The organism is Pseudomonas sp. SJZ103 (assembly GCF_007828335.1).
Taxonomy (GTDB): Bacteria; Pseudomonadota; Gammaproteobacteria; order Pseudomonadales; family Pseudomonadaceae; genus Aquipseudomonas.
The window spans coordinates 145712-157056 of sequence record NZ_VIUN01000013.1 but is presented as its reverse complement, the minus strand read 5'-3'; the positions used below and the strand labels follow the sequence as shown (position 1 = coordinate 157056).

The following is an 11345-nucleotide window of genomic DNA, read 5'->3' as shown; positions in this document are numbered from 1 at the left end:
GTTTGTACAGTGTAATTGGTGCTGGCCGCGAATACGACTGAACGCCTAGACTTTGTCGATCTTCAGCACAGGAATAGCCCGTGACCTCCATTTTCTGGTACGACTATGAAACCACCGGCATCAACCCGCGCAGCGATCGCCCACTCCAGGTTGCCGGCATTCGTACGGATCTCGATCTCAACGAGGTCGGCCCGCCGGTCAATCTTTACTGTCAGCCGAGCGACGACATCCTGCCCCATCCCGCCGCTTGTGCCATCACCGGCATCACCCCTGTAATACTGGCGGAAAAAGGTCTGGCCGAGGCCGACTTCATGACCCGTGTACATGCCGAACTGGCGGCCCCGGGGACGTGCGGCGCAGGTTACAACACGTTGCGGTTTGATGATGAAATGACGCGCTACAGCCTGTATCGCAATTTTTTCGACCCTTACGCGCGGGAGTGGCAGGGCGGTAACAGCCGCTGGGACCTGATCGACGTGGTTCGCACTGCCTACGCCCTGCGTCCGGAAGGCATCGAGTGGCCGCAGCAGGACGGGCGCGTGACCCTCAAGCTTGAGCGCCTGACCGCCGCCAACGGCATTGACCACGGCCAGGCCCACGATGCGTTATCCGACGTGCGTGCCACGATCGCCCTGGCGCGCCTGGTGCGCGAGAAGCAGCCCAAGCTTTACGACTGGCTGTTTCAACTGCGCAGCAAGCAACGGGTGATGGACCAGGTGCGCTTGCTGCAACCCATGGTGCATATTTCCGGACGTTTTTCTGCCGAGCGTCATTACCTGGGTGTCGTGCTGCCCCTGGCCTGGCACCCGCGCAACCGTAATGCGCTGATTGTCTGCGACCTTGGGCTCGAACCCCAGGGGCTGCTGGACATGGATGCCGCTGCCTTGCGCCAACGCCTGTACACCCGTCGTGAGGACCTTGCCGAAGGAGAGCTGCCGGTGCCGCTCAAGTTGGTGCATATCAACCGTTGCCCCGTGGTCGCGCCCTTGAATGTACTGCGGGCCGAGGACCGTGAACGCCTGCAATTGGATATGGATATTTGCCAGGCGCGGGCCCTGCGGCTAACTGACGCACAGGAACTTTGGCGCGATAAGTTGGCGGTCATTTACGCCGAGGAAGATTTTGCCCCGAGCTCAGACCCGGAACAGCAGCTTTACGAGGGTTTTATCGGGGATCGTGATCGGCGGTTATGCGAGCAAGTCCGGGCGGCTGATCCTGCGCAGTTAGCCAGCCGGCAGTGGCCTTTTGATGATCACCGTTTGCCTGAATTATTGTTTCGTTACCGGGCGCGTAACTTCCCCGATACGCTGAACAGCGAGGAGCTACAACGCTGGAAACTTTTCTGTCAGCAGCGTTTGGCAAATCCTGAATTCGGCGCGCCGAATACCCTTGAGGCATTTAATCTAGCTCGGCAGGAGTTGGCCGTTAGTGCGACGCCGTTTCAGCAGCAGGTGCTGGAGCAGTGGCAGGGATATGCTGAGTCTTTAGCTGCTCGTGTGAATCGGTAATAGCGGTTTGTAGAAAAGACGGACAATAAAAAACGCCAGCAAGCTGGCGTTTTTAATGGGTCGCGTATCAAGCGCGGACCAGGCGAAGCTTAGCCCAGCAGGGTAGCCCAGCCTTCAACCACGTCACCGCCCCACTTGGCTTTCCACTCTTTCAGGGTTTTGTGGTTGCCGCCTTTGGTTTCAATCACTTCGCCGTTGTGCGGGTTTTTGTATTGCTTGACCTTGCGAGCACGCTTGGTACCGGTAGTTTTTACGGCGCCACGTGGTGCTTTAACTTTCGACTCTGGATCCAGCAGCGCGATGATGTCACGCAGGGATTTGGAGTATTCACCCATGAGGGTGCGCAGTTTGCCTTCGAATTCCAGCTCGGTTTTCAGTTTGTCATCTTGGGACAGGTTCTTCAAACGAGCTTGCAGCTCTTTGATAGCTTCTTCGGTGGCACGGTATTCGTTGATCAGAGACATGTGGACTACCTTATGTAGAACGCTGATTGACAGGGAGAGTGGCCCAATAATAGTCAGGCGGTTTCCTCAAGTAAACATTTAAGAACGCATTTAGGTGAATTACTTTGAATGTTTGTAAAGGCGCTATGCAATCGAGTTAATTAGTAGGGGCTACCCCGCAAATAACCTGCTTAATTTTTCCATAATTGCCGCAGCTTGCGCTGTTCATTCATATAGCGCTGGTAAAACCATGCGCTATTAAGGGATGTGACCAGGTCGGGGGATCAGAATAAGGCTCATCGAATACTGCAGTTTTTCTGCACAATCGCTAGAATGGCGGCCTTTGCGAAGTTCTGGAGTTCCCCCCTAATGCGCACTTTTCGGCTGGTGATTGCTTGCCCGGACCGGGTCGGCATCGTTGCCAAAGTCAGTAACTTTCTGGCCTCCCACAACGGCTGGATCACCGAGGCGAGCCATCACTCGGACAATCTCAGCGGTTGGTTCTTCATGCGTCACGAAATCCGTGCCGACACGCTGCCCTTTGGTCTTGAGGCTTTCCGCGAGGCATTTGCGCCAATCGCAGAAGAGTTTTCGATGACCTGGCACATCACCGACACCGAGCAGAAAAAGCGCGTAGTGTTGATGGCCAGCCGCGAATCCCACTGCCTGGCCGACTTGCTGCACCGCTGGCACAGCGACGAGCTGGATTGTGAGATCGCGTGCGTGATCTCCAACCATGACGACCTGCGCAGTATGGTCGAGTGGCATGGCATCCCCTACTACCACGTGCCGGTCAACCCGCAGGACAAGGAGCCGGCGTTCGCCGAGGTCTCTCGCCTGGTCAAGCGGCATGAGGCCGACGTGGTCGTGCTGGCGCGCTACATGCAAATCCTGCCGCCGCAGCTGTGCCGCGAATACGCGGGCAAGGTGATTAACATCCACCACAGCTTCCTGCCGTCGTTCGTGGGGGCCAAGCCTTACCACCAGGCTTCCTTGCGTGGCGTGAAGTTGATTGGCGCAACCTGCCATTACGTCACCGAAGAGCTGGATGCCGGTCCGATCATCGAGCAGGACGTGGTGCGTGTCAGCCACAGCGACAGCATTGAGGACATGGTGCGGTTTGGCCGGGATGTCGAGAAGATGGTGCTGGCCCGTGGCCTGCGCTATCACCTGGAAGATCGCGTGCTGGTGCACGGCAACAAGACTGTCGTGTTCTGATCAACGCGTTTAGATTGAAGAATGGAGGGCCTGGGCGTTAAATCGCTGCAGGCCCTTTTTCTTTGTCGGCCATTGAGGAGTCGGCGATGCGCGATCCACTTGATAAAGCCACGTCCAAAGCGCCGGCTACGTTGGGCGAAGGCTGTCTGAGTCGTTACGACCCTGACGCGCTGGATGCCGAGGATGGCACCGACTTTCCCGGAGCTGCCCAGCTGTGGGAGCAGTTGCAATTGCCGGACGAGCCGCAAGAGTCTTCTGAAAAAGACGCTTGAGCAGCGCCGGCGAATACCCGTCCGACATCCGTCAAACCACCCGACTCAGGGTTGCGCTGCCAGCCACGCCACTTTGGTCTGCGGCGTGCGGCCAGCGGCCAGCAGGCGTTGCAGGGTTTCAATCCAATAACGACGGGAAAAATCGTGGCGCATATCCACGGGATGCAGCCCCAGTCGAATCACCGGGGCGTTCTGCCAGCGCTGTTCACGGTGGTCGCTGACGAGTTTGGATAAGCCCCGACGCCAGCTGCTACGGGCACTCCACACCAGGCCCGGGGCGTCGATACGGCTGAAGTCGGGGAGCCGGTATAGGTGTTGTGGATCGCTGGTGTAGTTCAGCGGCAATTGGCGCAAGGCATCACGGGTGCCTTGGCTCATCAACCAGGCGGGTGCAACGAACCCATGAAGTGGCCAGTCGTTGCGACGAAATACCTCGATGCCGGCGCGAATACGTTCCAGGGCCTGGGCCTGTGGCAATTGGTAGAACTCACCTTCGTGAGTATAGATGCGACGCATGAACCATTCTTTGGGCGTGCGCGGTGGCGGTTGATCATCGCTATGGAAGTAGCCATGCAGGGCCAGTTCATCGCCCCGCTCCAGGCGGCGGTCCAGCAGTCGTCGAAAGTCTCCTTGGTTGGACAGTGCATCACGATGATGAAAGTCCGGCACTACCAGCCAGGTGACAGGCACCGCTCCCAGCGCGTCAACGGCTTCGACAAACGGTCGGTAGTCGGCCCAGTTGTGCGGTGCCACGTCATGCAAGACCAGCAACACCGAGCGCTCAGCCATGGGAAAGCATCGGCTTGTGGCTGCCGAGTACCGCACGATAATGGCCCAGCAGGCTGTCGACCACCGCATCCCACGCATAATGCTGCGTCACATATCGGCGTGCCTGTGCGCCCAGGTGACGGCTGTCGGCGCTGAACAACTCGCGCACCTTATCGGCCATAGCCTTGGGGTTGTTCGGGGGGCACAACAGGCCGCAGTGCTCATGGACAATTTCAGTGAAGGCGCCAGCGGCCACTGCAACTACCGGGATCCCGCAAGCCATGGCCTCCAGGATTACCAGGCCAAAGGTTTCCTGGTCCCCGCCATGCAGCAGCGCATCGGCACTGGCCATCAACCGCGCGACATGCGGGGCAGGCCTGAACCCATCGACGACCGTGACATTGTCCGGCACGCTGGCAGGCATGCTGGAGCCTACCAAGAGCAGGTGATAGCCACTCCCCAGGCGTTTCATGCAGTTGAGCAGCACTGGCAGGTTCTTTTCCTTGGAGCCGCGCCCGGCGAAGATCAACAGGCGCGTGTCTTCACTGACCCCCAACTCCGCACGCAACCCCGGGTCGCGCCTGTCCGGGGTGAAGGTCTGCAGGTCCACCCCCAGCGGCTGAACGAAAACATTCTTCACCCCAAGCCCCGTGAGCTTGTCGGCCATTATCCGGCTGGGTGCCAGGACGCGATCGAAATTCCCATAGAGCTTGCTGACGTAGGCTTCGACATTCGGGGTAAGCCAGGGCCCCATGCGGTTGCGCACCAACAACGGCAGGTCGGAGTGATAAAAGCCGATCACCGGCACATCCAGCTGGCGCCGGGCATCCAGCGCGGCCCAGGCGGTCAGGTAGGGGTCACCCACCTCGATCAGATCAGGCTGTAAATCGTGTAGGACGTTTCGCCATGGCGCCAGGCGCAGCGGGAACCGGTAGCCTTTGCCGAAGGGCAGGGCGGGGGCCGGCACCTTGAATATTCCATCCTGTTCGCTCAGGCGTGCACCGGGGATCAGCAGGCTGTGGCGGATGCCCGGCTTGAGCGCCAGGCGCCGGTGCTTGGCGTCGAGATAAGTGCGTACGCCACCGCTGGCTGGGGCGTAGAACATGGTTATGTCAGCGATATGCACGATGAACATCCCTCCGATCCATTGCTCTCCCCTACGTGGACCTGAGGTAAGGATAGATGTTCGATCGGGATAGGTGTCGCTGCAGTCATCAGCTGGAAACGGGCCAGATGTGGGAGCAGGGCTGCTCCCACAAGGTTTTTTACAGTGTGTGTCAGCTCCGGGAGCTGCCCACCAGCTGTTTCAACCGCGCCGCCTGCTGTTCCAGGTCACCTTCGCCGTCGGCGATGTCCTGCATCGCGCGAGTCATCACGTGCAGCGGCTGCAGCAGCACGCGTATCAGCATGCCGAGCAGGGCGATGATGATCACCACGGCAATCACGGTGGCGATTACGGCGGAGGTGCGAAATTTGCTGAGCATTGCGTAGGCATCGTCCTTATCCACCGATACCCCGAAGTACCCGTTCACCGAGGGCAGGCCCTTGATCCGTGTGAAGGTGACGATGTTGTCCACCAGGGTCTGCAGGCTCAGGTCGCCGCCGACCACACCGATGCTCTGGCTATCTTGGCGCTGGGGGGGCGATGGAGATTCAGGGTTTCTGCTCCAGCAGGCTGGCAACCGCACCGGGTTCAGGGTTAATGGCGATGTTCTGTGCGGCGTTTTCTACCAGCGCGATACGTCAGGTCAGCCAGGTCTGGATACTGTTCGCGGTGACGTCGCCCATCTCGTGCAGGTAGCTATTGGGGTCGTCGCGTATCGCATTACGTTGCAAATAGTCGTTATAAAGGGTGAGCAGCGTAAATGCGGCGATGACGATAAGGGCGGCTGCAAGCAGGATTTTATGGCTGCAACGCAGATTTTTATTCATAGCTTGAAGGGGCCGCTAAGGTCTTAATATCCGAGACGCGTCCTTGTGGAACACGCGGAAGGGTAGCGTCAAAAAAAGTTTGATATTTCCGTTGGTCCCTGTAGGAACTATCTGAGCGTTTTTTAGACTTTGTAGGTCTCACATCTGTCTTATAGACCTGGCGATACTAAAGATTAACCATGGGTGACGAAATGCCTGACTCCACGCAACTCCTTATCGGTGCCGGTCTTGACGGCCAGCCCATTGCCCAGGCCATGCGCCTGGCCAACCGTCACGGGTTGATCGCCGGCGCCACGGGCACGGGCAAAACGGTCACATTGCAACGCCTGGCCGAAGCCTTCAGTGATGCGGGCGTGGCGGTATTTGCGGCTGATATCAAAGGTGACCTCTGTGGCCTGGGTGCCGCCGCCAGCCCCCAGGGCAAGGTGGCCGAGCGTATCGCCGGCATGCCTTTCCTTAATTACACGGCCAAGGCGTACCCCGTGACGCTGTGGGACATCCACGGGCAGTCCGGTCATCCGCTGCGCACCACCATCAGCGAAATGGGGCCGTTGTTGCTCGGCAGTTTGCTGGAGCTCACCGATAGCCAGCAGTCGGCCCTTTACGCGGCGTTCAAGGTGGCGGATCGCGAGGGCCTGTTGCTGCTGGACCTCAAGGACCTCAAGGCCCTGCTCAACCACCTGCGCTATCACCCGGAGTTGCTCGGCGAAGACGCGGCGCTGATGACTACTGGCTCCAGCCAGGCGCTGTTGCGGCGTCTGGCAGTATTGGAGCAACAGGGCGCCGAGGCCTTGTTTGGCGAGCCGGCCCTGCAGCTTGAAGACATCTTGCAGCCCACCAGCGACGGACGCGGGCGTATCCATCTGCTGGACGCCAGCCGCCTGGTGCATGAAGCGCCGAAGGTGTACGCGACCTTCCTGCTGTGGCTGCTGGCGGAATTGTTCGAGCAACTGCCCGAGCGCGGCGATGCCGACAAACCGTTGCTGGCGCTGTTTTTCGACGAGGCGCATTTGTTGTTCGCGGATACGCCCAAGGCTTTGCAAGAGCGATTGGAGCAAGTGGTGCGGCTGATTCGTTCCAAGGGTGTGGGGGTGTATTTCGTTACCCAATCGCCGGGCGACCTGCCAGACACCGTGCTGGCGCAACTGGGTTTGCGGGTCCAGCATGGCCTGCGGGCGTTCACCACGAAAGAACAGAAATCCTTGCGGGCGGTAGCAGACGGGTTCCGGCCGAACCCGGCGTTTGATGCTTTATCGGTGTTGACCGAGTTGGGCACCGGAGAGGCATTGGTGGGCACCTTGCAGGAAAAAGGTACGCCGGAAGTCGTCCAACGCGTACTGGTCGCGCCGCCGCAATCGCGAATCGGGCCGCTGAGCGCCGCTGAGCGCGCCACATTGGTGGCCAGTTCGCCGTTGCAGGGGCGCTATGACAAGCCGATTGATCGCGAGTCGGCCTATGAAGTATTGATGGCGCGCAAGGCGCTTGGACCGACCGAAGAGGCCAGGCAGTCCGACGAGGAGCCTAGCTTCACTGACAAGGCCGGGGCGTTTCTGGGAACCACCGCAGGCAAGGCGCTGAAATCCGCGATGCAGCAGGCGGCCAATCAGATGGGGCGCCAACTGGTGCGTGGCTTGCTGGGGTCTTTGCTGGGAGGTAGTAAGCGCAAGTAGCGGTTCAGGGTTTGGGCTTGCCATGGGCGGCCAGCCGCTCAAGTGCCGCGCGCAAGCCCGGATCGCTGATCCCGTCGGCCGTGGCCTGAATCGTCTCGGCCGCCGTCTCCGACAAGTCCATCGTGTGGCCCGCCGCGCCTTGCTGCACGGTCGGCGGCTGCACCTTGAGCTGGATGCGCGTCAAGCTGGCGAACTCATCGAATGCCATCAATTGACGCTGCAGGCGTTTTTGCTGATAGCGCAAGCGGGTCGCCCAGTGGCCATCTGTGACAATCAGCAGCAGGTTGCCTTCACGCCAGGACGCCACATGGCAGTGTTCGCGGGCGGCCGGTTGCAGTTGGCTTTCGAGCAGGCGTTGCAAGTGGCCCAAGCGTTGCGCATGGCCAAAGATGGCTTTCAACGGCTTGGCTTCGCGAAGCAACACGCTGGGCGCGCGGGCTGTAAGAGGGCGAAATGCCATGATTGGACACCTTAAGTAACAGAGCGGCCATCTTAGCAGAAAGCGTCTACGCGGCCCCGGGCAATGCATTGCCGGGGCTTTATCCACAAAATCAATGAGCTCCACGGGTTGAAGTTCGCGCAAAAGCCCTTATTTTAAACAAGCCCTCTCACAGCCCCTTGCCCGCCTCGGGGAACAACGCCACTTTCCTCACCCACGATTCCGGGTAGAATGCGCGTTCGCATGCGGCCGTGAGGGCTGCTCGGGCCACTCACGGTGCGCCCTCCATCCCTATGTGTGGAAGAACCTGCCGATATGTTTGCGCCTTTGTTAAAGAAACTTTTTGGAAGCAAGAATGAGCGCGAAGTCAAACGCATGCTCAAGACGGTGCAGCTGGTCAATGCCTTCGAAGAGCAGATGGTTGCCCTTTCGGACGAGCAATTGCGCGCCAAGACCGAAGAGTTCAAGGCCCGCATAGCCAAAGGTGAAACCCTCGACAAGCTGCTTCCCGAAGCCTTTGCGGTTGCTCGTGAAGCCGGTAAGCGTGTCATGGGCATGCGCCACTTCGACGTCCAGTTGATCGGCGGCATGACCTTGCATGAAGGCATGATTGCCGAAATGCGTACTGGTGAAGGCAAGACCCTGGTAGCCACCCTGGGTGTTTACCTCAACGCACTGTCCGGCAAGGGCGTGCACGTTGTGACGGTGAACGACTACCTGGCTCGCCGGGACGCCAACTGGATGCGCCCGCTGTATGAATTCCTCGGCCTGACCGTCGGCGTGGTAACGCCGTTCCAGCCGCCGGAAGAAAAGCGCGCCGCCTACGCCGCCGACATCACCTACGGTACCAACAACGAATTCGGTTTCGACTACCTGCGCGACAACATGGCGTTCAGCATGGAAGAAAAATTCCAGCGCGAACTCAACTTTGCCGTGATCGACGAAGTCGACTCCATCCTCATCGACGAAGCCCGTACTCCGCTGATCATCTCCGGCCAGGCCGAAGACAGCTCACGCCTGTACACCGAGATCAACAAGTTGATCCCGCGTCTTGAGCAGCACATCGAGGAAGTGGAAGGCGTGGTGACCAAAGAAGGTCACTTCACCATCGACGAGAAGACCCGCCAGGTCGAACTCAACGAAGCCGGTCACCAGTTCGTCGAAGACATGCTGACCCAGATCGGCCTGCTGGCTGAAGGCGAAAGCCTCTACTCGGCACACAACCTGGGCCTGCTGACCCACGTGTATGCCGGCCTGCGCGCCCACAAGCTGTTCCATCGCAACGTCGAATACATCGTGCAGGATGGCCAGGTCGTACTGGTCGACGAACACACCGGGCGTACCATGCCGGGCCGTCGTCTGTCCGAAGGCCTGCACCAGGCCATCGAAGCCAAGGAAATGCTCAACATCCAGGCCGAGAGCCAGACGTTGGCGTCCACCACCTTCCAGAACTACTTCCGCCTGTACAACAAGCTGTCCGGCATGACCGGTACCGCCGACACCGAAGCGTTCGAATTCCACCAGATCTACGGTCTGTCGGTGGTGGTCATCCCGCCGAACAAGCCGCTGGCCCGCAAAGACTTCAACGACCTGGTGTTCCTGACCGCCGAAGAGAAATACGCGGCGATCATCAACGACATCAAGGACGGCATGGCCCAGGGTCGTCCGATCCTGGTGGGTACCGCCACCATCGAGACTTCCGAGCACGTGTCCAACCTGCTCAACAAGGAAGGTATCGAGCACAAGGTCCTCAACGCCAAGTTCCACGAAAAAGAAGCCGAGATCATCGCCCAGGCCGGTCGCCCGGGTGCGCTGACCATTGCCACCAACATGGCCGGTCGTGGTACCGACATCCTGTTGGGCGGTAACTGGGAAGTGGAAGTGGCCTCGCTGGACAACCCGACCCCCGAGCAGATCGCCCAGATCAAGGCAGACTGGCAGAAACGCCACCAGGCTGTGCTGGAATCCGGTGGCCTGCAGGTGATTGCGTCCGAGCGTCACGAATCCCGTCGTATCGACAACCAGTTGCGCGGTCGTGCCGGCCGTCAGGGTGACGCCGGTTCCAGCCGTTTCTACCTGTCCCTGGAAGACAGCCTGATGCGTATCTTCGCCTCGGATCGGGTGAAGAACTTCATGAAGGCCCTGGGCATGCAGTCCGGTGAAGCGATCGAGCACCGCATGGTGACCAATGCCATCGAGAAGGCCCAGCGCAAGGTAGAAGGCCGTAACTTCGACATTCGTAAGCAACTGCTCGAGTTCGATGACGTCAACAACGAACAGCGTAAAGTGATCTATCACATGCGTAACACGTTGCTGGCCGCCGACAACATTGGCGAGACCATCGCCGATTTCCGTCAGGACGTGCTCAACGCCACCGTCAGCGCACATATCCCGCCACAATCGCTGCCTGAGCAGTGGGACGTCGCCGGTCTGGAAGCGGCGTTGAAGAGCGACTTCGGTGTCGACTTGCCGGTCCAGCAGTGGCTCGACGAAGACGACCACTTGTACGAAGAGACCCTGCGCGAGAAGCTCATGACCGAGCTGCTGGCCGCGTACAACGAGAAAGAAGAGCAGGCGAGTGCCGAAGCACTGCGCACCTTCGAGAAGCAAATCGTACTGCGTGTGCTGGACGACCTGTGGAAAGACCACCTGTCGACCATGGACCACCTGCGTCACGGTATCCACCTGCGTGGCTATGCCCAGAAGAACCCGAAGCAGGAGTACAAGCGCGAGTCGTTCACGCTGTTCTCCGAGTTGCTGGATTCGATCAAGCGCGATTCGATTCGCGTGCTGTCCCACGTTCAGGTGCGTCGCGAAGACCCGATCGAGGAAGAAGCTCGCCTGCGCCAGGAAGCCGAGGCACTGGCTGCGCGCTTGCAGTTCCAGCACGACGAGGCACCTGGCCTGGAAGCGCCTGAAGTATTGGGTGAAGAGGTCGATGTGGTCCTGGCCCAGACCCCGGTTCGCAACGAGCAGAAGCTGGGCCGCAACGAACTGTGCTATTGCGGTTCGGGCAAGAAATTCAAACACTGCCACGGCCAGATCGAATAAGATTTTCGCCTGACGCTGCTACACCCCGCGCCGCGACCGGCCCC

The 11345-nt window shown here is 59.5% G+C and carries 9 protein-coding genes and 1 pseudogene; 5 read left to right on the top strand and 5 right to left on the bottom strand.

What is annotated here, in order from left to right; genetic code table 11:
- The first annotated feature begins 80 nt into the window (after positions 1-80).
- On the top strand, positions 81-1508 hold the full coding sequence (gene sbcB, locus FBY10_RS24390) for an exodeoxyribonuclease I (RefSeq protein ID WP_131697905.1): 1428 nt from the start codon (positions 81-83) through the stop codon (positions 1506-1508).
- Positions 1509-1597: 89 nt separating this feature from the next.
- On the opposite strand, the gene mvaT is transcribed toward sbcB, so the two are convergent.
- The gene (gene mvaT, locus FBY10_RS24385; RefSeq protein ID WP_003175830.1) at positions 1598-1972 is read right to left on the bottom strand and encodes a histone-like nucleoid-structuring protein MvaT; all 375 of its coding nucleotides are present in this window, start codon (positions 1970-1972) and stop codon (positions 1598-1600) included.
- A gap of 348 nt (positions 1973-2320) precedes the next feature.
- On the opposite strand from mvaT, the gene purU reads away from it, so the two are divergent.
- Together purU and FBY10_RS24375 are read left to right on the top strand one after the other, a co-directional pair.
- Entirely contained in the window at positions 2321-3169 is an 849-nt protein-coding gene (gene purU / locus FBY10_RS24380) for a formyltetrahydrofolate deformylase (protein ID WP_131697904.1), read from the top strand.
- Between the two features lie 86 nt (positions 3170-3255).
- Entirely contained in the window at positions 3256-3441 is a 186-nt protein-coding gene (locus FBY10_RS24375; protein WP_131697903.1) for a hypothetical protein, read from the top strand.
- A gap of 45 nt (positions 3442-3486) precedes the next feature.
- On the opposite strand, the gene FBY10_RS24370 is transcribed toward FBY10_RS24375, so the two are convergent.
- The 3 genes and pseudogenes from FBY10_RS24370 to FBY10_RS24360 all read right to left on the bottom strand — a co-directional run.
- Positions 3487-4230, bottom strand: a complete 744-nt coding sequence (locus FBY10_RS24370; RefSeq protein WP_131697902.1) for a DUF2334 domain-containing protein — start codon at positions 4228-4230, stop codon at positions 3487-3489.
- The gene (locus tag FBY10_RS24365) at positions 4223-5344 is read right to left on the bottom strand and encodes a glycosyltransferase family 1 protein (protein ID WP_145337858.1); all 1122 of its coding nucleotides are present in this window, start codon (positions 5342-5344) and stop codon (positions 4223-4225) included. The genes FBY10_RS24370 and FBY10_RS24365 overlap by 8 nt, the downstream gene beginning before the upstream one ends.
- A 184-nt stretch (positions 5345-5528) precedes the next feature.
- Positions 5529-6141: pseudogene (locus FBY10_RS24360) on the bottom strand (chemotaxis protein); the annotation flags it as partial.
- Between the two features lie 191 nt (positions 6142-6332).
- Here FBY10_RS24360 and FBY10_RS24355 point away from each other — a divergent pair.
- Positions 6333-7811 carry a helicase HerA-like domain-containing protein gene (locus FBY10_RS24355; RefSeq protein WP_145337942.1) on the top strand — a complete coding sequence of 493 codons (1479 nt, stop codon included), beginning with the start codon at positions 6333-6335 and terminating at the stop codon, positions 7809-7811.
- A 4-nt stretch (positions 7812-7815) separates the two neighbouring features.
- On the opposite strand, the gene FBY10_RS24350 is transcribed toward FBY10_RS24355, so the two are convergent.
- A complete protein-coding gene (locus FBY10_RS24350; RefSeq protein ID WP_145337859.1) occupies positions 7816-8271 on the bottom strand; it encodes a DUF721 domain-containing protein in 456 nt (151 codons plus the stop codon).
- A 294-nt stretch (positions 8272-8565) separates the two neighbouring features.
- On the opposite strand from FBY10_RS24350, the gene secA reads away from it, so the two are divergent.
- The gene (gene secA / locus FBY10_RS24345; protein WP_145337860.1) at positions 8566-11301 is read left to right on the top strand and encodes a preprotein translocase subunit SecA; all 2736 of its coding nucleotides are present in this window, start codon (positions 8566-8568) and stop codon (positions 11299-11301) included.
- Positions 11302-11345 lie beyond the last annotated feature (44 nt).